This window comes from Kribbella sp. NPDC058245, from assembly GCF_042882005.1.
GTDB lineage: Bacteria > Actinomycetota > Actinomycetes > Propionibacteriales > Kribbellaceae > Kribbella.
In genome coordinates this window covers 141,348-163,337 of sequence record NZ_JBHVWY010000014.1, presented here as the reverse complement: position 1 = coordinate 163,337, position 21,990 = coordinate 141,348, and the positions used below count along the sequence as shown (strand labels likewise).

The following is a 21,990-nucleotide window of genomic DNA, read 5'->3' as shown; positions in this document are numbered from 1 at the left end:
GAAGGCGGCGGTCTACCAGTGCGACGGGCGAGTGACTGCTGGGGGGAGCTTTGTTGCGCTGTCGCCGTGGGCGGCGGTGATTTGGGACTGGGTGAGGAAGAGGGCGCCGGTGAGGTCGGCGCCCTGGAGGTTGGCGTCGCGGAGGTCGGCGCCGATCAGGTCGGCCTGGCGGAGGTTCGCGTTCGTCAGGTCGGCGGCGATCAGGTAGGCGCCGCGGAGGTTGGCGTTCGACAGGTCGGCGCCGCGGAGGCGCTTGCCCATCAGGTCGGCGCCGCGGCGTTCCTTGGACTTGGGTTGTTTGCCGCGGACGAGCTTGCTGGTCTTGAGGAGCAGTTCGTTGACGACGGATCGCTCGGCCATCACGTCGACCGCGGCCAGGTCCGTCGTACGGCTGACCTCCTCGACGCGGGCGAACGCCGTACGGAGGTCGGCGTGGAGGGGCGCGATCGCCTTGTAGGTAAGGGCTTCGGTGAGATACCAGAGCAGCTCGTGCAGCTGGCGGAGGATCGGGAGGGCCGCGAACATGTCGGCCCCCGGCTGCTCGCGCCAGCTCTTGCCTGCGCGGCGGGAGATCTCCTGGCCGGCACCGAAGCAGTCGTACACCGTGCAGCCCTGGAACCCCTGAGGGCGCAGTTCGGTATGGATCCGGCACCGGAACGCGTCATCGAGATTCCGGCACGCTTCGCCTGCCGGCTTGTCGATCGCGAAGTCGGCGGACTTGCTGAACGTCAGCGCGACGCAGCAGAGGCCGAAGCAGCTGCTGCAGTCAGCGCGGAGATCAGTTTTGGTCGGCAACCGTCTGGCCGGTACGGCGCCAGCGGATGCCGGCCTCGACGAACTCGTCGATCTCGCCGTCGAAGACACCCGAGGTGTTGCCGGACTCGTACTGCGTGCGGAGGTCCTTCACCATCTGGTACGGGTGCAGGACGTAGGAGCGCATCTGGTCGCCCCATGAGCCCTGGACGTCGCCGCGCAGCGAGTCGATCTGGGCCCGCTCCTCGGCCTTCTTCAGGGCGAGCAGCTTGGCCTTCAGGATGACCATCGCCGAAGCCTTGTTCTGCAGCTGGGACTTCTCGTTCTGACACGTCACGACGGTGCCGGTCGGGATGTGCGTGAGCCGCACCGCGGAGTCGGTCGTGTTGACGCTCTGACCACCCGGACCGGACGACCGGTACACGTCGATCCGGATCTCTTCGTCCGGTACGTCGATCTCGTCGGTCTGCTCGAGCACCGGGACGACCTCGACCGCGGCGAACGACGTCTGCCGGCGGCCCTGGTTGTCGAACGGCGAGATCCGGACCAGCCGGTGCGTCCCGGACTCCACGCTCAGCGTGCCGTACACGTACGGCGCTTTGACGGCGAAGGTGGTCGACTTGATCCCGGCCTCTTCGGCGTACGACGTGTCGTAGACCTCGGTCGGGTATCCGTGCCGCTCGGCCCAGCGCAGGTACATCCGCTGCAGCATCTCGGCGAAGTCCGCCGCGTCGACACCACCGGCGCCGGAACGGATCGTGACCAGCGCCTCGCGCTCGTCGTACTCACCGGAGAGCAGTGTGCGGACCTCGAGGGACTGGATCGCCTTCGCGACCGAGGCGAGCTCCTTCTCCGCCTCGGCGACGCTGTCGGGGTCGTTCTCCTCGCGGGCCAGCTCGATCAGCACGCCGACGTCCTCGACCCGTGCCCGCAGGCTGGTCACCCGCTCGACATCGGCTTCCAGCCTGGACAGTCGCGACGTCACCTTCTGCGCGTTCGCCTGGTCGTCCCACAGGTCCGGCGCGGCGACCTTCTCGCCCAGCTCGGCGATCTCCGCGCGCAGGGCAGGGAGATCGAGCACCTTCTCGATCGAGGTCAGCGTCGCGTCGAGCTGCTTGAGCTCAGCGTCAAAATCCAGTCCAGCCACAACAATGCAGCGTACCCGCTAACCCCTAGCGGCCGTTAAACCGTTTCTGAGGATGCTGAACACCTCGGCGACCACCTGCTCCAGCTGTTCCTGCGCCTGCACGAGCTCGGCGGCCGACGCGTCATCCGGCAGGATCCGCATCAGCTCCTCCTCGCACACCTGCTGGGCAGCGGCGTACTGCGCCGCGAGCAGGCGGTGACGCAGCCGGTCGTCCGATCGCTCGTCGAGCGCCGCTACGATCGTCTGCACCAGTTCGTCGATCTGAATCCGCCGCCGGGCCAGCAACGCCGGACTGCCCTCGATCGTCCGGACGAACTGCTTCCAGGTCGCCAGGTGCCCAACCTCGAGCCGCTCCCGGATCGACGCCAGGTAGTGCGCCTCGAGCGCCTCCAGCGGATCACCGGCCGACTCCCGCACCGCACGCGCCGGGCCGCGCCACCACCCCTCCTCGTCGAAGAACAGATCCTCCTTCGTCGGGAAGTGATTGAAGACCGTCTGTACGGCGACATCCGCGGCCCGCGCGACCTCGGCCACGGTCACCGCGTCGAAGCCGCGCTCGAGGAACATCCACGTCGCGACCTCCGAGATCGCAGCCTTCGTCTGCTGCTTCTTGCGTTCCCGCCGACCGAGCTCCATTGGACAACCGTAGAGCACACTGCTTTACTGAGACCAATCTTGTAGTCACTACATATTTGGAGTTCTTCCAATGACTATTCTCGTCACCGGCGGTCGCGGAGCGATCGCCCGCGCCATCACCACCGGCCTGATCGCCGCCGGCCAGGACGTCCGCGTCGGCAGCAAGGACCCGTCCGACCTCCCCGGCGCCGTCGCCTACGACGCCACCAACCCAGCTCCCGCCCTCGAAGGCGTCACCCAGGTATTCCTGTACTCCGACCGCTCCGCCCCCGGCGCGTTCGTCGCCGCCGCCGAAGCGGCCGGCGTGAAGCAGGTCGTGCTGCTCTCTTCGCTGTCCGCGCTCGACGGCCCGCAGGACCCACACGCCAAAGCCGAGCAGGCCGTCACCGTCGGCTCATACGCAACCACCCGCCTGCAGCCAGGCGCCTTCATGAGCAACGCGAAGTTCTGGTCGTACCAAGTCCGCGCGACCGGCCAGATCCGCCTTCCCTACCTCGACGCCGAGGAGGCGCCGATCCACGAGCAGGACATCGCGGACGCCGCCCTTCGCATCCTGCTCGACGGCCCGGGCAACGGCCACGACGGCCGCGGCTACCCACTCACCGGCCCCGAGTCGATGACCCGGCGCGATCAAATCGCGCGGATCACCGAGAGCACCGGCGTACCGATCGAAGCCGTCGACCTAACCCCCGACGAGGCACGCGCCGAAATGCGCATGCCCGACGAAGGTCAGCGCGAAACCCTCCTCGCCTACTGGGCCTCGCGCGTCGGCTCACCCCACCCGATCGAGCCCGGCGTAGAACTCCTGACCAACCACACCGCCCGCACCTGGCAAACCTGGCTAACAGACCACCCAGGCCTCTTCAGCTGAGATCAGCTGAGATCAGCTGAGCCGAGCGGCGGCGGCCGCAATGATCGCCTTTGTGGAAACTTCTGTGCGCTGGCGGGCTTTTTCTTTCCACTGATCGCCCGTACGGTCAGCGGCCTTGGAGCGACTTGACGTTGTCGGCGAAGGTCCAGTTCTTTGAACCGTCCCAGTTGATGGACCAGGTCATCAGGCCCTTGAGTTGGCCGTTGAAGCTGTTCCAGGACTGGGACACCAGGGACGGTGACATGTAGCCGCCGCCGGCGCCGTTCTGGGCGGGGAGGCCGGGGACCTGCTTGTCGTAGGGGACTCGGATCGTCACGCCCTGGATGGTCAGGCCGTTGTTCAGGCAAGTCGTCTGGGCAACGAAGCCCTGGACGGTGCCCGCGGAGTACGAGTCGCCGGAGCAGCCGTACATGCTGCCGTTGTAGTACTGCATGTTGAGCCACCACAGCCGGCCGTTGTCGGCGTACTTCTTGATGATCGGTAGGTACGAGCCCCAGATCGAACCGTAGGTGACGCTGCCACCGGTCACGTACGCCGTCTCGGGAGCCATCGTCAGCCCGAAGTTCGACGGCATCTGCGCCAGGACGCCGTCGATGATCCGGATCAGGTTGGCCTGTGACGTCGAGAGCTGGCTGATGTTCCCGCTACCAGTGAGGCCGGTCTCGATGTCGATGTCGATGCCGTCGAAGTTGTACTGCTTCAGGATCGGTACGACGGTCGCTACGAACCGGTCAGCGACAGTGGACGAGCTGAGGTCGATCCCGGCGGCCGCACCACCGATCGACAGCAGGATGGTCTGGCCGGCCGCCTTCGCCGCGCACATCTCGGCCGGGGTGGCGACCTTCACGGTCGCGTCCATGCCGTCCTCCCACTTCACGGTGCCGTCGGACAGGATCACCGGGAAGGCTGCGTTCATCACGTTGTAGCCGTGCTGACTGATCCGCGAGTCGGTGATCGGAGTCCAGCCGAACGGCGGATGGACGCCGTTCGAGGAGCCGTCCCAGTTCTCCCAGTAGCCGTGCAGCACCTTGCCGGCCGGACGGGATTTCACCGCGCAGGTCGCACTGCCGGGCGGCGGCGTGGTGGGAGGCGTAGTCGGCGGATCGGTGGGCGGCGCGCTGTCACATGCGCCGAGGTCGAGCCAGAGCGACGGGGCTGCGATCGGGTTCCAGCCGGATCCGGGCGGCGCAGTGTGCGCCGAGCGGGCTTGGTACGTCCGGCTCTGGTAGCTCACCTTCGCACCCGCGGCGTAGGCAACTCCCTCAGCCCAAGCGGGCGCCGTACAGGCTGCTTGCACGGACGTTCCGCCGGCCTGGGCGACCAGCCCGGCCGTTGCGAAGAGGAGCCCAGCCGCGAAAGCACTCGCAAGAACAACGCCGACTCGTCGTTTCATGGCGACTCCCCTGATTCCAGTCAACACCGCAGATATGCAGCGACCTTTCGTTTACCGTAAGGCGCTACTCCCCCGATCGCCACGACATGTCGGAAACCCGCCACGTGCGGATGTCAAAGGCCTCCGATCGGCTCCGACCAGCCGGTGACACCACACCGAGGGAGCAGATCATGCGCAAGATCATCTACTGGGTCCACAGCTCGATCGACGGATTCATCGACGGCCCGAACGGCGAGTTCGACTGGCCGGTGATGGGGCCGGAGCTGTCGGCGTACTCCGAAGGCCTGGACAAGACTGTGGACACGCTGCTGTTCGGCCGCCCGGTCTGGGAGATGATGGTCGGCTTCTGGCCGAACGCCGAATCCATGACCGACGATCCGCACGTCGCTGCGTTCGCACCGTTCTGGCGGGCGACGCCGAAGATCGTGTTCTCGCGCAGCTACGCGGGTGACGACTGGACGAGCCAGGTCGTCAACGGTGATCTGGCGGCTGAGGTCGGCAAGCTCAAGGCCGCACCGGGCGGCGACCTCCTGCTCACCGGTGGCTCAGCGCTCGCCGGGAGGCTGGCCGAGCTCGGGCTTATCGACGAGTTCCACATCGCCGTCCATCCGGTGGTACTCGGCGGCGGCCGTCCGCTGTTCGCGCACCCGGACCAGCGCCGCGGTCTCCGTCTCGTGGACACCGCGGCCGTCGACGGCCAGGTCGTGGTCTCGCAGTACCGACCGGCCTGACCCCCTCAAAAGAAATGCCCCCAGGGCATGTCAAAAACCGGGATGCTGATCCGACGCATGGGTGAACAGAGAAACGGTCCACCCGAGAGGAACCACCATGACGACCTCCATCACGGAGCCCACCGGGCGGCGGGGGCGGACTCGCAGCCCGCGGCTCGCGCTGGCGTTGCTGGCCCTGCCCTCGCTGCTGATCGCTATCGACATCAGTGTGCTCGGAGTGGCGCTGCCCCGGATGTCCGCCGACCTGCAGCCGTCGCCGAGCGAACTGCTGTGGATGAACGATATCTACGGGTTCATGGTCGGCGGCACGATGATCACGATGGGCGCGATCGGCGACCGGATCGGGCGCCGCCGGCTGATCGTGATCTGCGCTGCCGTGTTCGCCCTGGCCTCGGCCGTGGCCGCGTTCTCGACCGCGCCCTGGATGATCATCGCGACCCGTGCGGTGATGGGGCTCGCCGGTGCGGCGATCATGCCGGCGTCGATGGCGCTGATCGGCCAGATCTTCCCGGACCCGAAGGCCCGCGTGTCCGCCATGGGCGCCTACATGACCTGCTTCCTCGGCGGGATGGCGGTCGCGCCGATCATCGGCGGCGTGATGCTGCAGTACTGGTGGTGGGGCTCGGTGTTCCTGCTCGGCGTACCGGTGATGGTGCTGACGCTGATCGCCGCACCCCGGCTGCTGCCGGAATCGCAGCCCCAGCCCGATACCCCGCTGGATCTGCGCAGCGCCGCGCTCTGCCTGGTCTCGATCCTCAGCCTCGTTGCCACGCTCAAGTGGGCCGTCAACGGCACCGAGCTCTGGAAGGTCATCGGTCTCGGCGTGATCGGCCTCGTCCTCGGCGTCATCTTCGTACGGCGGCAGCACACTCTCGAGCACCCGTTGGTCGATCTGTCGCTGCTGCGTCGTCCCGGAGTCGCCCGCGCGATGTGGGTGCTGTTCCTGACCGCACTGCTCATGGGCGGTACATCGATCTTCGTCGGCTTCTACCTGCAGTCGGTGCGTGGGCTGGAGCCCCTGACGGCTGCGCTCTGCCTGATCCCCTCGACGATCGCGATGATCGTCGCTTCGAACCTCGGTCCGTGGCTGGGGCACCGGTTCCCGCCGAAGCACATCGTCATCGGCGGACTGGTGATGATGGCCGCGGGATTCGTGCCGTTCGCGCTGCTCCCAGAGGGCCCGGCCGGTATCGCGGTGGCCATCGTCGGCGCCGTTCTCACGACAGCCGGGATCGGCGGCGCGTTCCCGTTCCTGATGAACGACATCATCTCGCACGCACCGCAGGAGCGCGCCGGTTCGGCGGCCTCGCTGGCGCAGACGGCCAACGAGATCGGGATCGCGACCGGCCTGGTGATCCTCGGCAGCCTCGCGACCGTCGTCTACCGCGCCCAGTTGTCCAGCCGCGCTGGGCATGCGGAAGGTTCCTGGGTCGACGGCTTCGAGCAGGCGGCCAGCCGGTCCGACGGCGTCCTCCTCGGGCAGGTCAAGACCGCCTTCGTCAACGGCTATCACTCGGTTGGACTCTTCGCCGTCGTGCTCATGCTGGTCGTCCTGGTCTTGTATGTGCTCCCGTCCCGTCGTACGAAGTGAAGCATCAACGAATCGGTACGACGGCCGACGCCTCGGTGGCGATATCGGCCGAACCCGGGAAGCCGGGCGGCTGGAACGGCAGGTCGACGGACGACGTGAGCTGCACGGTGACCGTCGTACCGGTGACGTCGGCGGACCAGTCGAGACCGTCGAAACGGTTGCTCGCGGCAACTTGATCGAGGTACTCGGCGGTCAGCCGGCGGGCCTCGTCGGGATCGAGCTCGGCATTACCGTCGGCGGCGGGCTGGGTGTAGATCGCGGCCAGCCCGTTGGCGGCGGCCAGGACGGCGCCGTCGGCAGTGGCGTCCAGGTCGCGCCGGACCAGGAACACCTTGGAGATGTCGGTCACCACCACGATCATCAGCAGGATCACGAAGGTGAAGCCGATGATGAGCACGGTCATCTGGCCCTGTTCATCACGCTGTCGGCGCGGGCGGCTCATCCGTCACCCTTCGCCTCGCGGTAGTCGCCGTACGGCTCGGTGTGCGAAGAACTGATCTGTACGGCGGGTGGCTCTCCCCCGAGCGCGTCGGGGATCAGCGGCAGCGGGACACTCGTGTTCAGCGTGACGGTCACCGTCGAACCGGGCTGCAGGCAAGCGGGGTTGCAACTGATCGTGAGCTGGCCCGGAGACAGCTCCATCCCTTGGTCCTGCATCGCCAGGCGAGCCGCCTCGAAGGCTCGCTCGCGGGCCTCGTCCTCGGACAGGCCGGCCGGCACGATGATGAACGCTCGCCCGGCCGCCCGGGTCGCCGCGGTCGCGCCGTACGAGGCTCTCTGCACGTCGAAGACACCGAGCATCACGTAGATCAACGGAACCATCAGCAGCAGCGCGAGCCAGGAGAACTCGACGACCGCGCTACCGCGTTCGTCCTTCGTCATTCGCCGGTCTCCTTGACTGCGTGACCGGCGACGCTGAAGTCGACCGACGGTCCCCAGAGTCCCAGCGACGGCATGTGCGCCTGTACGACGACCTCTACTCCGGGCTGGCCGTCGATATCGGTCGCACTCGCCTCGACCGAGTCGACCAGGCGCTCGTTCACCACTCCGCTGATCAGCTCACGCGTCCGCGCCTGCCCGTCGCCGGGCGACCTGTTCAGTACGGCGGCGTAGTGGGCGCCCTCGGAGGCCGCGGCGGTCACGGTGTTGCGGACATAAAGGTAGAGGCCGACCTGGAGGATGCCCAGGAACAACGGCACCACGAGCATCGAGACCAGCACGAAGTCCACGACCGCGGATCCACGGTCGCCCCTTGGCCGGCGTACCAGCTTCACTTGTTGGAGACGGAGTCCAGTGCGTTCTTCAGCATCTGGGCCAGCTGCGGACCCGCGACCGCCCAGATCGCGACGACCAGACCGGCCGTCATCACAGTGATGAGCACCCAGCCCGGGACATCGCCGCGCTCCTTCCGCGCGGGCCGCGGCGTCAGCAACGCCACGTACAGTCTCGTCATCAGTGGGGACATGACCTCTCCTCGATTCATCCGGCGATCAGCCGGATTCCGACAGCGCCCGGGTAGAAGGCGAAAGCGATAGTGACCGGCAGGATCAGGAAGATCACCGGGACCATCATGGCGACCTCACGGCGCGCACCCGACTCGATCAGCTCACGCCGACCGGCCTCACGAATGTCACCGGCCTGCGCCCGCAGTACGTCGGCCAGCGGCGTACCGCGTTCGAGCGCGACTGCCAGTCCGTCGGCGAAACGGGACAAGGCCAGCAGGCCTGTTCGCTCCGCCAACGCGTCCAGTGCCTTGACCAGGGTGTCGCCGGCGCGAGTCTCGGCGAGCACTCGCTTCAGCTCGTCGGCGAGATCGCCCCGGCACGAGCGTGCGACTCGGTCGAGCGCGGCGGCCGGACCTTCGCCGGCTGCGACCGACAACGCCAGCAACTCCGCGACCGTGGGCAGTTCGGTGAGCAACCGGCGTTCACGGTTGCGGACCTGAGTGCTGAGATAGGTGTCGCGGGCAAGCACTCCGATCACGCCGAGCACTGCGCAGAGGACGAGCAATCCGATCGGGTTGCCGATCCCGGCCGCCACTGCGATCAGCGCGCCGACCAGCCCGATGCCGAAGGCCGCGGTCCCCCACAGCAACTGCTCGATCCGGAACTCCTCGACCGTCCGCTCCAGCCCGGCGCGAGCCAGCCGGCGACGGATCGAGTTCGCACCGCCGAGGATCCGCTCCAACCGCCGGGCACCCGCGCGAAGCGACGGCCCGAACAGTCTGAGGATCGCGTAGAACGGCGAGTTCGACGCGGTCGCCCCGAGGAACACCTCGGAGCCGTCGATATCCCGCAGGTACGGCGCGATCCGGTCGTCCGGCGCGGGTTTGCGCAGGAACGGCATCCGCCGTACGACGATGATCAGGCCGGCGCCGAACATCGCACCGAGCAGGCCGCCAAGCACCCAGGGACTCATCGCAGCACCCGCTCAGGCTCGGGCAGCCGGCCGATCCGCAACATCAGCCGGTACGCGAAGACACAGATCACCGCGCCGACGCCGATGACGATCGCACCGACCGGTGAGTTGTAGCGCTGGATCACATCGCCTTGGAAGGACAGCATCGCCAGCACCAGCCACGGTGCCGCGACCGCGACCCGGGCGCCGTTGACCGACCACGACTGGCGCGATTCAAGCTCGGACCTGGTCCGCGCATCGTCGCGCAGGAATGTCGACAGGGAACGCAGCAGCCGACCGAGGTCACCACCACCGACCTCGCGCGCGATTCGCAACGCCTCCACGACGCGGTCACCGACCGGGTCGGCGAGCCGAGCCTTCAAGCGGTCCAGCGATTCCGCGAACCGCCCGGTCGACGCGTAGTCGGCGCCGAACCGCCGGAACGGCTCGCGCAACGGCAGCGGACCACGCTCGCCCACCTGGGCCAGTGCCTCCGACAACGACAGTCCGGCCCGAACGGCGGACGCGATGTTGTCGACGACATCCGGCCAGAGCTCACGGAACTCGGCCAGCCGCCGCCGGGCGCGACTCCGCACCAAGGCGATCGGCGCACCACCCGCCATCAGGCCGAACACGACGCCGACCGGCCAGGCACCGGAGACCGCGAACATCACCACGAGCCCGATCAGGCCGGTGATCAGACAGGCACCGATGAAGGCTGCCGGGGTCACGCCCTCGACGCCGGCGCTGGCCAGCAGGTCCCGGCTCCGCGTGATCAGGCGGCCGTCCTTCGCTTCGCGGACCTCGGCCGGCGCCACGAACGTCGCGATGATCAGCAGCACGCCGACCCCGAAGAACAATCCGAGCAGAAGCCCCATCAGCCGGCACCCTGCGGCAACTCGGTGAGCAGACCGGACACGTTGTACCCCGCCTGCTGGAACCGCTCAGGGTGCGGCAGATGCCCTTCGGCCCGCCGCAACCGCCCGTCCACGGTGCCGAACAGCGTCTCGGTCTCGATCGCCTGGTCCTCGATCCGGCCGCTCACCGCCAGAATCTCCCGCACCCGGCGGCGTCCATCGGCAGCGATCCCCAGGTGTACGACGAGGTCGACACAACCCGCCACGGTCGGCAGCACGAACCGGGAGCCGATGTTCTCGCCGGCCAGCAGCGGCAGTGTGCACATCTTGGTCAGGGCCTCGCGCGCCGAGTTCGCGTGGATCGTGCACATGCCTGGTAGTCCAGAGTTCAAAGCCAGCAAGAGATCCAGGCACTCCTCGCCGCGCACCTCGCCGACGATGACGCGGGACGGCCGCATCCGCAGCGACTCCTTGACCAGGTCGCGCAGCCGGACCTCGCCGGTGCCCTCCAGACCGGACTGGCGGGTCTGCATCGACACCCAGTCGGGGATCGGCAGCTTGATCTCGAAGACCTCTTCACAGCTGATCACGCGTTCGCTGGCGGGGATCGACCCGGCCAGTGCGTTCAGCATCGTGGTCTTGCCGGCCTGCGTTCCACCCGAGACCAGGATGTTCAGCCCACATGCCACCGACGCGTCCAGCACCGCCGCAGCGTGCGGGGTCATCGAACCGAGCTGAACGAGATCGTTCAGCCGGGTCGCGCGGACGGTGAACTTCCGGATGTTGATGGCTGCGTAGCGTTGGGTGATTCCACCGAGAACGATGTGCACGCGGCTGCCGTCGGGCAGGCGGGCATCGGTGAACGGCTGCGAGACGTCGACCCGGCGGCCGGTCGTCTTCAGCATCCGCTCGACCAGGTCACTGACCTCTTCCTCGGTCAGCACCGTGGTGGTCAGCTCGTGCCGGCCCTCGCGGGCGATGAACACCCGGCTCGGTTCGTTGATCCAGATCTCCTCGACCGACGGGTCGTCCAGATAGCGCTGCAGCGGGCCGAACCCGGCGACGCGGTCGTGGACCTCGCGGCTGACCGCCTCGATGTCGCCGATCGGCGGGACCACGCCGGTCAGGCTGCGCTCGTCGTACTCCCGGACGACCGTGGCGACGATCGCGTTCACGGCGCCCGGGTCGCGGAGCGGGTCGATGCCCTCGCGGCGGACGACATCACGGACCTGAGCGTCGATGAGCTCCACAGCGCCGTCCCAGCCCGGCCGGCGCGCGGCAAGTCTGTCGACTGTCATCGCTCTCCCCGTTGCGTCCCGTCTGGCGACCCCACGGTCACCATCCGCGACCATCCTTTCAACCCGGGGGCACCCGGCGCCACTCGATCACTGCGGCCTGTGGATAACCGTGCCACGCCAAAGGTTCACTGAGCGTATCCACGCCGCAGCTAGGCGTCCACAAAGTTGCACCTTGTTGCAAGGGCCTCGCGATTGTTCAGCGGTGGATCAGGGTGTGCTCGAAGGAGTAGCGGCTGGCGCGGTAGAGGTGTGAACCGAATTCGACCGGCTGACCGTGGTCGTCGTACGTGATCCGGGTGGTGGCCAGCAGCGGGTACCCGGGCTCCTCGGCGAGCAGTCGAGCCTGCTCCGGAGTCGCCGGTACGGCGGAGATGGTCTGGTGCGCCACCTTCAGCCGAACGCCCTCAGCGCGCAGCAGCTGGTAGAGCCCACGCTCGGCCAGCGTGGTCGGGTCGGTCTCCAGCAGGTCCGGCGGCAGCCAGTTACGCATCAGGGCGAGCGGTTCGCCATCTGCCCGGCGTAGGCGCTCCAGTCGCAGGACACGGTCCCCGACCTCACATTGGAGAGCGGTCGCGACCTCTGGCGTGGCGGGCGCGATTCCGAGCCGCAGTACCTCGGTCTCCGGCTTACGGTGCGCTGCGGCCAGGTCGTCGTACAGGCTGGTGAGCTCGAGGGAACGCCGTACCTGGCCGGAGTTGCCGACCACCTGCGTCCCGACACCGCGCTTGCGGACCAGCAGTCCCTGGTCGACCAGCCGGGCGATCGCCTGCCGCACGGTGGGCCGACTCAGCCCGTATGCCTCCGCGAGGTCCACCTCGTTGCTCAGCCGGGACCCGACCGGGAGCTCGCCACCCTGGATCGCCGCCTCGAGCTGCTGGGCCAATTGCACATGCAAAGGCGTTCGACTGCTCCGATCAACCTGGACCTGCACGGTACTCATGGGCACATCCTGAAGCCTCCACCCTGATCAGTCGACCCACCACGGTGATTTGATCAGATCCCTTCCGATTACCCAGCGTGTGCACAGCGGCGTGAACGGGAGATGAACGTGCCCGGATCCGGGTCCGGATGGCGGGCTGGGGATGTCTGCCGGAGCGTTCGTGGGGGAGGATGTCGCCTTCTGGATCATCCGCCGGCCCACTCGGGGGCTGCGCTGGCTGCTGTACGGCTGAGATGTACGGATGAGATGAGGAGAAGCATGGAACCCCTGCGTATCGGGATCCTTGGAGCCGCCCGGATCGCCGGCCGGGCGATCGCCGAACCGGCCCGGCTGACCGGCGCCCGGCTGGTCGCCGTCGCTGCCCGGGACCGGGACCGGGCCGAGGCCTTCGCGGCCGAACACGGAGTCGAACGCGTTCATGCGACGTACGACGACGTGATCGCCGACCCGGAGGTCGAGGCGATCTACAACCCGCTGGCGAACGCGTTGCACGGCCCCTGGAACCTCAAGGCGATTGCCGCCGGCAAGCACGTGCTGACGGAGAAACCCTCGGCCAGCAACGCAACCGAGGCAGCGTTGGTGCGCGACGCTGCCGCGGAGCGCGGTGTCGCCGTCATGGAAGGCTTCCACTACCTCTTCCACCCGGTGACGCGTCGACTGCACGAACTGCTCGCCAAGGGTGAGCTGGGCGAACTGCAGCACGTGGAGACCACCATGGTGATGCCTCCTCCTGCGGAGGACGACCCGCGCTGGTCCCTGGCGCTGGCAGGCGGCGCGTTAATGGACGTCGGCTGCTACGCCTTGCACGCACAGCGCTCCATCGCCCCCTGGGCCGGCGGTGCACCTCGCCTGGTCAGCGCTCGCGCCGGCGAGCGCAAGCGGGTGCCCGGGGTCGACGAGTGGCTGAACGCCGACCTGGAGTTCCCGAGCGGCGCCACCGGCGCAGTGCGGACCAGCATGGGTGCGGAGACTCTCGACTTCAGCATCAAGCTCGTCGGTACCCGCGGCGAGGCCTTCGCACCAAGCTTCGTGCTCCCCCACAACGACGACCGCGTCATCGTCACCACGAAGGAAGACCACTGGGTCGAGCACCTCGGCCGCAAGTCGTCGTACGCCTATCAGCTCGAAGCCTTCGCCGCCCACCTGCGCAACGGCACCGCACTCCCGACCGACGCCGACGACGCGGTCGCCACCATGCAACTCATCGACGAGGCCTACCTCGCCGCTGGGCTGACACCGCGGCCCTCGCTCTAGCTCTTGCAAGCTGCGCGGGCGAAGGCCTCGATCAGTGCATGTGGTCGAGTGCCGTCGCCCGCCAGCTCCGGCTGGAACAGCGTGGCCAAGAAGAACGGGTGCTCGGGCAGCTCCGCGATCCGCGGGTCGCCCGCGTCGTCGTACGCGCTGAAGACCATGCCTTGCTCGCGCAGGGCGTCCAGCCGGCTGCTATCGAGCCCATAGGCACAGTGGTAACGCTCGGTCGATCGCTCGACACCCAGTACGTCGGCCGCCCGGGTTCCCGGCGTCACATGGATCACGCCCTCGTGGCCGACGAGTGAACAGGCCAGCTCGACGATCAGCTGGTCCTCGGCCTCCGGATGGTTCTCACCATGCTGTACGGAGGTCTGACCGCAAACGTTGCGGGCGAACTCCAGCATCGCGTGCTGGAAACCACCACAGGTCCCGAAGAACGCGATCCCGTTCTCCCGCGCGATCCGGACCGCTGTGATCGCCCCGGCCTCGTCGCGATACGGGCTGCCGGGCAGCAGCCAGATCCCGTCGAACCCCTTGAGCGACGTGTCGACCTCGTCGGTCGGAACCCAGTACACATCGAGATCGAGGTTGTCGCGTTCGCGGAGCCGGTCCAGCAGACCAGGCACCCGCGCGTGCGACCTCACGTGCGGCGAGCGATCGCCGACCAGGGCGATCCGTGCGGAGTAAGCGTTCATGACTTCATCCTGCGGCGCCCGACCGCATCAGCGCCAACGATGATCCCTGCATCCAGTATCAGCGATACTTATGTCGTGGATCCGCACCTGCTGCGAACCTTCGTCACGGTGGCCGAGCTCGGCTCGTTCTCCGCCGCGGCGTCCCAGCTCGGCTACACCCAGTCGGCGGTGTCTCAGCACATCGCCGTACTGGAATCGGACCTCGGTACGCCGCTGCTGCACCGGCGGCCGGTGAGCCCGACGCCCGCTGGTGAGCGCCTGCTCGAACACGCGGGCGCGATCCTGCTCCGTCTCGCCGCTGCTCGCGCGGACGTCAATCGCGCGGTCGGCGATCCGCCGGGCGCCCTGACCATTGCCGCTTCAGCGCTGGCCGCCGCCGGTGGTCGACTCGCCACGGCACTCACCGCCGTACGACGTTCGCACCCGGGAACCGTGGTCACGCTGACGGTCTGTGGTCGCGCCGAGGTCGCGCATGGTGTCGCGGCCGGCGAGTATCACCTCGGCCTGATCGACGGCGTCGCTGCGCCGACCGACCCACTCCTGCTCGTCGATGCCGGGAACCTACGCACCAGCGCGGTAGCGCACGACACCCTGGTCGTTGCCCTGGCCAACAATCATCCGCTGGTCAACCGTCGCCGAATCGCCCTGCTCGACTTGATCGATGCCCGTTGGATCGACGCACCGGACGTCGCCGCACCCCTGGCCGCCCTTCGAGCCGCCACGGACTCCGACGGCTTCCGCCCGGCCCTTACCTACACCGGCACCGACCTCACGACGCTGCTCGACCTGGTCGGCGCAGGCCACGGCCTCGCCGTCCTCCCGGCGAACCTCGCCGTGACCGTCGCCACCGTCCCTCTCGCCACACCCCGCCTCCAGCACCGCACCGACCTGCTCCACGGCCACCTCCCCGGCACCGCCGCAGACGCACTCGCCACTGCCCTGGCGGGTTGAGTCCCTGGCCTGCATCGGCCAGGGACGCTGCCCTGCTGCCTGTCAATCGCCCGTCGGGAAGCCGAGGTTGATGCCGCCGTGGCTGGGGTCGAGCCAGCGGGAGGTGACGACCTTGGTGCGGGTGAAGAAGTGCACGCCGTCCATGCCGTGGGCGTGGGTGTCGCCGAACAGGGAGTTCTTCCAGCCGCCGAACGAGTAGTACGCCATCGGGACCGGGATCGGGACGTTGATCCCGACCATGCCGACCTCGACCTCGTTCTGGAAGCGACGGGCGGCGCCGCCGTCGTTGGTGAAGATCGCGGTGCCGTTGCCGTACGGGTTGGAGTTCACCAGGTCGAGCGCCGCGTCGTACGACGGGAGCCGGAGCACCGACAGCACCGGGCCGAAGATCTCGTCGGTGTAGATCGACATCTCCGGGGTGACCTTGTCGAACAGGGTCGGGCCGAGCCAGAACCCGTCGGAACCACCGTCGAAGTCACCCTCGCGACCGTCGACGACCAGCTCCGCGCCCTCGTCGACACCGGCCGACACATAGCCGGAGACCTTGTCGCGGTGCGGGCCGGTGACGAGCGGGCCCATGTCGGCCGAGCGGGTACCGTCGCCGGTCTTGAGCTTGCCCATCCGCTCGGTGATCTTCGCGATCAGCTCGTCCGCGATCGGCTCGACCGCGACGAGCGCCGAGATCGCCATACAACGCTCACCGGCCGATCCGAAGCCGGCGTTCACCGCGGCGTCCGCGGCCAGGTCGAGATCGGCGTCGGGCAGCACGATCATGTGGTTCTTCGCGCCGCCGAGCGCCTGCACCCGCTTGCCGTTCTTGGTGCCGTTCTCGTAGACGTACTTCGCGATCGGCGTCGAGCCGACGAACGAGACCGACTTGATGTCCGGGTGCTCGAGCAGCCGGTCGACGGCCTCCTTGTCGCCGTGCAGCACGTTGACCACACCGTCCGGCAGGCCGGCCTCCTTCCAGAGCTCGGCCATCGCGTTCGCCGCCGACGGGTCCTTCTCGGACGGCTTGATGACCACACTGTTGCCACAGGCAACCGCCAGCGGGACGAACCACATCGGCACCATGGCCGGGAAGTTGAACGGCGAGATGACCGCGCTGACGCCGAGCGGCTGGCGGATCGAGTACACGTCGACCTTGGTCGAGACGCCCTCGCTGAAGCCGCCCTTGAGCAGATGCGGGATACCGCAGGCGAACTCGATCACCTCGAGACCCCGGGTGACCTCGCCGAGGGCGTCGGACAGCACCTTGCCGTGCTCGGCCGTGATCAGCGCGGCGATCTGCTCCTTGCGCTCGTTCACCAGCTCGCGGTACGCGAACAGGACCTGCGTGCGCTTGGTCAGCGAGGTCTGCCCCCACGCCTTCGACGCGTCGTGGGCGACCTTCACCACCTCGTCGACGGTCGCGGCCGAGGCCAGGTCGAGCTCTCCGGTGACGTCGCCGGTGGCCGGGTTGTAGACCTTGCTGGTCCGCTCGGCGACCCCGGTCCACGGGCTGCCGCCGACCAGGTGGGTGATGCGCTTGATCTCAGTACTCACAACGATTCCTCTCAGCTTCGAGCTTCGGCCTCAGCCGAGGACTGCTTGACGGTCGGCAAGGTCGACGGTGACGGGCTGACCGGTGCTCAGCGAGGCGACTCCGGCCTCACAGACGGCGGCCGCGGCGTAGCCGTCCCACGCGCTCGGGCCATCGATCTCGCCGCGGCCCACGGCCTCGACCCAGCGCTGGACCTCGATGTCGTACGCGCGGTCGAACCGGATCCGGAAATCGGCCGGCATCGCGCCGCCCCACTGTCCGGCGGCTCGGGTGATGACACCTTGACCGAGCCCGATCGTCGCGCTCCCACGCTCGGCAACAGCTTCACAGCGCACTTCGTAGCCGACCTGGAAGTTCACGAAGACCTCGACGTCGGCCATCGCCCCGTTCGCCATCTCGAAGACAGCGAACTGCGGATCCAGCACACCCTCCGGTACGGCGCTGGTCGGCTTCGGTGCGTGCACCGTGATCTTGCTGATCTCGGAGTCGAACAGCCAGCGCGCGACGTCGGCCTCGTGCACCATCGAGTCGCGCACGATCATCTCGCTGCGGAACCCGGGACCGTTGGCCTTGTTGCGGTGCACGTTGTGCAGCAGCAGCGGGCGACCGAGCTCCCCCGAGTCGAGCAGCTGCTTCAGAGCGGCGTACTCGGGGTCGAAGCGCCGCATGAAGCCGACCTGGATGAGCTGCCGGCCGAGTTTGTGCTCGGCCTCGACGACCTGCAACGAGGACGCCGCATCCATGGTCAGCGGCTTCTCGCAGAGCACCGGCTTGCCGTGCTCGAGGCAGGCGAACAACTGCTCCGCGTGCGCGAACCCCGGTGACGCCAGGATGACCGCGTCGACCTCCCGGGCACCGATCAACGCCAGCGGGTCCTCGATCACCCGCACGGCGTCCTGGCCGGAAAGCCGAGTGGCCAGCTCCTCGGCCCGCGCGGTGTCGGGATCCGACACCGCGACCAACCGCGCACCCGAGGTGTGCCGCACGATCCGCTCGGCGTGGTCGGCGCCCATCGCGCCCACCCCGACGATGCCGATCCGCAGGTCGCTCATTACTTCTCCTTGTCCTGTACGACGTCGTCCGGCCTCGGATCCGGCGTCAGGTCGCGCAGCTCGTGGCTGAGCGCCTCGAGCTCGGACCCGCCGGCCATCTCCGTGGTCAGCTGCTCCAGCGTGATGTCGGCCCGGTGAGTGTCCAGCGCGACCCGGCCGAGCTTGAGCACCACGAAGTGGTTGCCGACCAGGTACGCGTGGTGCGGGTTGTGGGTGATGAAGATGACGCCGATCCCGGCGTCACGCGCCTTCACGACGTACTTGAGCACGACGCCGGACTGGTTCACACCCAGCGCCGCGGTCGGCTCGTCCAGGATCAGCACCTTGGCACCGAAGTGGATGGCGCGCGCGATCGCCACGCACTGCCGCTGACCACCCGACAGCTTGCCGACCGGCTGTTCCAGATCGGGGACCGAGATCCCCATCTTCGTCAGCTCCTCCTGCGCGATCCGCTTCATCGCCCGCTCGTCGAGCTGCCGGAACGGGCCGTGGGTGAGCTCGTTGCCGAGGAAGAAGTTCCGCCAGACCGACATCAGCGGCGCGAGGGCGAGGTCCTGGTAGACGGTCGCGATCCCGCTGTCCAGCGACTCCCGCGGTGAGGAGAAGTGCCGCTCCTCACCGTTCACCGACATCTTGCCGGAGGTGTAGTCGTGCAGACCGGCGATGATCTTGATCAGCGTCGACTTGCCGGCGCCGTTGTCACCGAGCACACAGGTGATCTCGCCCTGGCGCACCGCCAGCGAAACCCCGCGCAGCGCGTGGATGTTCCCGTAGCTCTTGCCGACGTCCTCCAGCAGGACGATCGGTGTCGTCGGGCTGCTGGCAGCCTCCGACGCGAAGCTCTCGGTCGTGGTCATCGTGCCTCCGCCCGGTTCTTGACGATCAGGTTGACGATCGTGGCCAGCAGCAACATCGTCCCGAGGAAGGCCTTGAACCAGTCCGGGTTCCAGCCGGCGTACACGACGCCGAGCTGCACCATGCCGAAGATCAGCGCACCGACCGCACCACCGACCACCGACCCGTAGCCACCGGTGAGCAGGCAGCCACCGACCACCGCGGCGATGATGTAGAGAAACTCCTTGCCGACGCCCTCACCGGACTGCACCACGCCGTTCTGCACGAACAGCAACTGCATCCCGGCGAACCAGGCGAAGAACCCGACCGCCATGAACAACCCGATCTTCACCTTCTTCACCGGGACGCCGACCGCGCGGGCGGCCGCGGCGTCGCCGCCGACCGCGAAGATCCAGTTGCCGATCTGGGTCTTGAGCAGCACCCAGGCGGCGATCGCGACGAACACGATCCACCAGACGACGATGATCTTGATCGTGACGCCGCCCAGCTTGAACTCGGAGGCGAACACCTGCTGGGCGGACTTGAAGCCGTCCATGTCGCTGATCGAGTTCGAGGCGACCGCACCCGATGTCAGCCGGGTGACGGCGATGTTCAGGCCCTGCAGGATGAAGAAGGTGCCCAGTGTCACCAGGAAGCTGGGCAGCCCGGTCCGCATCAGCAGCCAGCCGTTGAAGGCTCCGACCGCCAGCGAGACGACCAGCGCGAGCAGGATGCCGACCCAGATGTTGAGGCTGAGCTGGTAGGCGAACAGGCCGGCGGTCAGGCCGGAGGTCGTGACGGCGACCCCGGCCGACAGGTCGAACTCGCCGCCGATCATCAGCAGCGCCACCGGCACCGCCATCACGCCGATCAGCGCAGCTTGGTAGAGGATCGTGCCGGTGTTGTTGATGTCGCGGAACGGCGGTGCGGCGACCAGGAAGAACACCAGGATGACCGCTGCGCCGACCAGCGATCCGATCTCGGGCCGGCTGAGCAGCCGCGCCCCGACCGACCGGGCCGAGACCCGGTCGTCGGCCGAGGCCGGTGCGGTGATGGTTGATGCCATGGCGCTACCTCAGCGAGTTCCGGCCGTGGCGTACTTGGCGACGGCCTCGATGTTCGTCTTGTCGATGAAGGCCGGACCGGTCAGGGTCGCCTCGCCACCGCCGATGGTGTCGCCGTTGGTCTTGTTCAGCCAGATCGCGTCCACCGCGAGGTAGCCCTGCAGGTACGGCTGCTGGTCGACCGCGAACTGCACGGTGCCGTCCTGGACCGCCTTGGCCATCTCCTTGCTCATGTCGAAGCTGGCGATCTTGGCCGCGGAGCCCGCGGTCTTGGCCGCCGTCGCCGCGGTCAGGGCGACTCCGGCGTTCAGCGCGACCACGTAGTCGGCCGTCTTGTCCTGCTGGAGCTTCGCGGTCAGCGTCGCCTGCGTGCCCGGCTGGTCGGAGCCCGTCACGTTCACGTTCTCGACGGCGCCGAACTTGTCCTTGATGCCCTGGCAGCGCGCCTCCAGGCTGACGTTGCCCTGCTCGTGGATGACGCAGATGACCTTCTTCGCGCCGAGCTCCTTGAGCTTCTCCCCCGTCGCCTGACCGGCGATCCGCTCGTCCTGGCCGAAGTACCCGATCGCGCCGCTGCTCTTCCAGGTGTCCAGGCCACCGTTCAGCACGGTCACCGGGATCCCGGCCGCGATCGCCTTCTTCACGTTCGGGATCACCGCGTCGGGCTTGTTCAGCGTCACCGCGATGCCGTCGACCTTGGCGTCGATCGCCGTCTGGACCAGGTTGGCCTGGGCCGCACCGTCCGGGTCGCTGGAGTACTGCAGCTCGATGTTGTCCTTGTCCGCGGCGGCCTGGGCACCCCGCCGGACGATGTCCCAGAAGGTGTCACCGGCCCCCGAGTGGGTGATCAGCGCAACCTTCATCCGCGGCGTGTTCGCGACGTTGCCGCTACCGCCGCTCGAGCCCTGCTCCTCCTGCTTGCCCCCGGAGGAACTGCACGCGGCTAGTGCCGCGGCGAGCACGAACGCCGCGCCCGCGGCCACTGCCTTCTTGTGCCACCGAACCATGACTCCAACCAGCCTTTCAGATGTTCCGCGAACCAGCCGCGGAGAAATTGCGTTGGGACCAGCGAGTTTCACACTCTGCTGGCCATCACACCGATCCGCCACCCCCGTGGGATCTCAGATAGGCCAACGTCCGGGCCGCGATCGGCAGCGGCACGTCCGGCGGGCAGGGATACATGTCCTGCTCCACGATCGCGAACAGCTCCACGTCCCGCCCGGCCAACTCCGCCAGCAACGGCGGAAACTCCGGTACGCCGGTGGGCGGCTCGGCCATCACACCACGCTCGATCGCCTGGTCGAAACTGAGCCCCTGGCCGTCGATCGCGGCCAGGACCTCGGGATTCACCTGCTTGAGGTGCAGGTAACCGATGCGGTCGGGATACTTCCGGACGAGCTCGAGGTTGTCTCCGCCGCAGTAGCTGATGTGACCGGTGTCGAGACACAGCCCCACCTGCTCCGGGTCGGTCTCCTCGAGGAAACGCTCGACGGTGGCTTGGTTGTCGACGTGACCATCGGCGTGCGGGTGGTACTGCAACCGCACACCGAACTCCTCCGCGACCCGGCGGCCGAGCTCGGTCACCTCCTTGCCGTGCGCGGCTTGGCCTGCATGGTCGAGACGCTCCTCGACGATGCTGCCGTCCGCGTCCCGCCACATCGACGGCATCACGACGAGATGCTTTGCGCCCATCGCCGCGGCCAGCTCGGCCGTCGGCGCGACATCACGCCAGGTCGTCTGCCAGCCATCGGGCCGGTGCAACTGCTCGAACGTCGTACCGGCTGTCATGGTGAGGCCACGCTGGTCGAGCTCGGCCTTCAGCTGCGCGGGGTCGGTCGGCAGGTAGCCGTACGGCCCGAGCTCGATCCGCGTATACCCGGCTTCGACGACCTCGTCGAGGAACCGCGTCCACGGAGTCTGCTGCGGGTCGTTGGCGAACCAGACTCCCCACGAGTCCGGCGCCGTACCGACGTTGATCGGTGCCAT

The 21,990-nt window shown here is 67.9% G+C and carries 24 protein-coding genes; 5 read left to right on the top strand and 19 right to left on the bottom strand.

Annotated elements, in window-relative coordinates; translation table 11 throughout:
* Nucleotides 1–12 precede the first annotated feature (12 nt).
* The 3 genes from ACFVWG_RS29790 to ACFVWG_RS29780 are packed head-to-tail and all read right to left on the bottom strand — an operon-like array spanning nucleotide 13 to nucleotide 2,536.
* Complete coding sequence (locus ACFVWG_RS29790) at nucleotides 13–795, bottom strand: pentapeptide repeat-containing protein (protein ID WP_391546746.1); 783 nt, start codon at nucleotides 793–795, stop codon at nucleotides 13–15.
* Complete coding sequence (gene prfB, locus ACFVWG_RS29785; RefSeq protein ID WP_391546745.1) at nucleotides 779–1,900, bottom strand: peptide chain release factor 2; 1,122 nt, start codon at nucleotides 1,898–1,900, stop codon at nucleotides 779–781. The genes ACFVWG_RS29790 and prfB overlap by 17 nt, the downstream gene beginning before the upstream one ends.
* An 18-nt stretch (nucleotides 1,901–1,918) precedes the next feature.
* Complete coding sequence (locus ACFVWG_RS29780) at nucleotides 1,919–2,536, bottom strand: TetR/AcrR family transcriptional regulator (protein ID WP_391546744.1); 618 nt, start codon at nucleotides 2,534–2,536, stop codon at nucleotides 1,919–1,921.
* 70 nt (nucleotides 2,537–2,606) lie between these two features.
* Here ACFVWG_RS29780 and ACFVWG_RS29775 point away from each other — a divergent pair, with 70 nt between their 5' ends.
* Nucleotides 2,607–3,407 carry an SDR family oxidoreductase gene (locus ACFVWG_RS29775; protein WP_391546743.1) on the top strand — a complete coding sequence of 267 codons (801 nt, stop codon included), beginning with the start codon at nucleotides 2,607–2,609 and terminating at the stop codon, nucleotides 3,405–3,407.
* A gap of 106 nt (nucleotides 3,408–3,513) precedes the next feature.
* Here the strand turns inward: ACFVWG_RS29775 and ACFVWG_RS29770 are convergent, their stop codons facing one another.
* Nucleotides 3,514–4,800 (bottom strand): carbohydrate-binding protein, encoded by a 1,287-nt coding sequence (locus ACFVWG_RS29770; protein WP_391546742.1) that lies wholly within the window; start codon nucleotides 4,798–4,800, stop codon nucleotides 3,514–3,516.
* Nucleotides 4,801–4,970: 170 nt separating this feature from the next.
* On the opposite strand from ACFVWG_RS29770, the gene ACFVWG_RS29765 reads away from it, so the two are divergent.
* Together ACFVWG_RS29765 and ACFVWG_RS29760 are read left to right on the top strand one after the other, a co-directional pair.
* A complete protein-coding gene (locus ACFVWG_RS29765) occupies nucleotides 4,971–5,531 on the top strand; it encodes a dihydrofolate reductase family protein (protein ID WP_391546741.1) in 561 nt (186 codons plus the stop codon).
* A gap of 97 nt (nucleotides 5,532–5,628) precedes the next feature.
* Nucleotides 5,629–7,122 carry an MFS transporter gene (locus ACFVWG_RS29760; RefSeq protein ID WP_391546740.1) on the top strand — a complete coding sequence of 498 codons (1,494 nt, stop codon included), beginning with the start codon at nucleotides 5,629–5,631 and terminating at the stop codon, nucleotides 7,120–7,122.
* A 4-nt stretch (nucleotides 7,123–7,126) separates the two neighbouring features.
* On the opposite strand, the gene ACFVWG_RS29755 is transcribed toward ACFVWG_RS29760, so the two are convergent.
* The 8 genes from ACFVWG_RS29755 to ACFVWG_RS29720 all read right to left on the bottom strand — a co-directional run bounded on the left by ACFVWG_RS29755 (nucleotide 7,127) and on the right by ACFVWG_RS29720 (nucleotide 12,614).
* Entirely contained in the window at nucleotides 7,127–7,525 is a 399-nt protein-coding gene (locus tag ACFVWG_RS29755; protein ID WP_391546739.1) for a pilus assembly protein TadG-related protein, read from the bottom strand.
* 35 nt (nucleotides 7,526–7,560) lie between these two features.
* On the bottom strand, nucleotides 7,561–8,004 hold the full coding sequence (locus ACFVWG_RS29750; RefSeq protein WP_391546738.1) for a hypothetical protein: 444 nt from the start codon (nucleotides 8,002–8,004) through the stop codon (nucleotides 7,561–7,563).
* Nucleotides 8,001–8,351 carry a TadE/TadG family type IV pilus assembly protein gene (locus ACFVWG_RS29745; protein ID WP_391546737.1) on the bottom strand — a complete coding sequence of 117 codons (351 nt, stop codon included), beginning with the start codon at nucleotides 8,349–8,351 and terminating at the stop codon, nucleotides 8,001–8,003. Before ACFVWG_RS29745 ends, ACFVWG_RS29750 begins: the two co-directional genes overlap by 4 nt.
* 41 nt (nucleotides 8,352–8,392) lie before the next feature.
* Nucleotides 8,393–8,587, bottom strand: coding sequence for a hypothetical protein (locus ACFVWG_RS29740; protein ID WP_391546736.1), 195 nt, complete (start codon nucleotides 8,585–8,587; stop codon nucleotides 8,393–8,395).
* A 14-nt stretch (nucleotides 8,588–8,601) separates the two neighbouring features.
* Nucleotides 8,602–9,540, bottom strand: coding sequence for a type II secretion system F family protein (locus ACFVWG_RS29735; RefSeq protein WP_391546735.1), 939 nt, complete (start codon nucleotides 9,538–9,540; stop codon nucleotides 8,602–8,604).
* Complete coding sequence (locus ACFVWG_RS29730; protein WP_391546734.1) at nucleotides 9,537–10,397, bottom strand: type II secretion system F family protein; 861 nt, start codon at nucleotides 10,395–10,397, stop codon at nucleotides 9,537–9,539. The genes ACFVWG_RS29735 and ACFVWG_RS29730 overlap by 4 nt, the downstream gene beginning before the upstream one ends.
* Complete coding sequence (locus ACFVWG_RS29725) at nucleotides 10,397–11,674, bottom strand: CpaF family protein (protein WP_391546733.1); 1,278 nt, start codon at nucleotides 11,672–11,674, stop codon at nucleotides 10,397–10,399. The genes ACFVWG_RS29730 and ACFVWG_RS29725 overlap by 1 nt, the downstream gene beginning before the upstream one ends.
* Before the next feature lie 196 nt (nucleotides 11,675–11,870).
* Nucleotides 11,871–12,614: a GntR family transcriptional regulator gene (locus ACFVWG_RS29720; RefSeq protein WP_391546732.1), complete on the bottom strand. Its 744-nt coding sequence runs from the start codon at nucleotides 12,612–12,614 to the stop codon at nucleotides 11,871–11,873.
* A 258-nt stretch (nucleotides 12,615–12,872) separates the two neighbouring features.
* On the opposite strand from ACFVWG_RS29720, the gene ACFVWG_RS29715 reads away from it, so the two are divergent.
* Nucleotides 12,873–13,868 (top strand): Gfo/Idh/MocA family protein, encoded by a 996-nt coding sequence (locus ACFVWG_RS29715; protein WP_391546731.1) that lies wholly within the window; start codon nucleotides 12,873–12,875, stop codon nucleotides 13,866–13,868.
* Here the strand turns inward: ACFVWG_RS29715 and ACFVWG_RS29710 are convergent.
* On the bottom strand, nucleotides 13,865–14,560 hold the full coding sequence (locus tag ACFVWG_RS29710; RefSeq protein ID WP_391546730.1) for a hypothetical protein: 696 nt from the start codon (nucleotides 14,558–14,560) through the stop codon (nucleotides 13,865–13,867). The genes ACFVWG_RS29715 and ACFVWG_RS29710 overlap by 4 nt on opposite strands.
* A gap of 75 nt (nucleotides 14,561–14,635) precedes the next feature.
* Here ACFVWG_RS29710 and ACFVWG_RS29705 point away from each other — a divergent pair, with 75 nt between their 5' ends.
* Entirely contained in the window at nucleotides 14,636–15,511 is an 876-nt protein-coding gene (locus ACFVWG_RS29705) for a LysR family transcriptional regulator (protein ID WP_391546729.1), read from the top strand.
* Between the two features lie 42 nt (nucleotides 15,512–15,553).
* On the opposite strand, the gene ACFVWG_RS29700 is transcribed toward ACFVWG_RS29705, so the two are convergent.
* The 6 genes from ACFVWG_RS29700 to ACFVWG_RS29675 form a co-directional block, all read right to left on the bottom strand.
* Nucleotides 15,554–17,056 (bottom strand): CoA-acylating methylmalonate-semialdehyde dehydrogenase, encoded by a 1,503-nt coding sequence (locus ACFVWG_RS29700; RefSeq protein ID WP_391546728.1) that lies wholly within the window; start codon nucleotides 17,054–17,056, stop codon nucleotides 15,554–15,556.
* Between the two features lie 30 nt (nucleotides 17,057–17,086).
* On the bottom strand, nucleotides 17,087–18,106 hold the full coding sequence (locus tag ACFVWG_RS29695) for a Gfo/Idh/MocA family protein (protein WP_391546727.1): 1,020 nt from the start codon (nucleotides 18,104–18,106) through the stop codon (nucleotides 17,087–17,089).
* Nucleotides 18,106–18,963 carry an ATP-binding cassette domain-containing protein gene (locus tag ACFVWG_RS29690; protein WP_391546726.1) on the bottom strand — a complete coding sequence of 286 codons (858 nt, stop codon included), beginning with the start codon at nucleotides 18,961–18,963 and terminating at the stop codon, nucleotides 18,106–18,108. Before ACFVWG_RS29690 ends, ACFVWG_RS29695 begins: the two co-directional genes overlap by 1 nt.
* The gene (locus ACFVWG_RS29685) at nucleotides 18,960–20,006 is read right to left on the bottom strand and encodes an ABC transporter permease (RefSeq protein WP_391546725.1); all 1,047 of its coding nucleotides are present in this window, start codon (nucleotides 20,004–20,006) and stop codon (nucleotides 18,960–18,962) included. Before ACFVWG_RS29685 ends, ACFVWG_RS29690 begins: the two co-directional genes overlap by 4 nt.
* 9 nt (nucleotides 20,007–20,015) lie before the next feature.
* Nucleotides 20,016–21,011 (bottom strand): substrate-binding domain-containing protein, encoded by a 996-nt coding sequence (locus ACFVWG_RS29680; protein WP_391546724.1) that lies wholly within the window; start codon nucleotides 21,009–21,011, stop codon nucleotides 20,016–20,018.
* Between the two features lie 85 nt (nucleotides 21,012–21,096).
* Nucleotides 21,097–21,990: a sugar phosphate isomerase/epimerase family protein gene (locus ACFVWG_RS29675; protein WP_391546723.1), complete on the bottom strand. Its 894-nt coding sequence runs from the start codon at nucleotides 21,988–21,990 to the stop codon at nucleotides 21,097–21,099.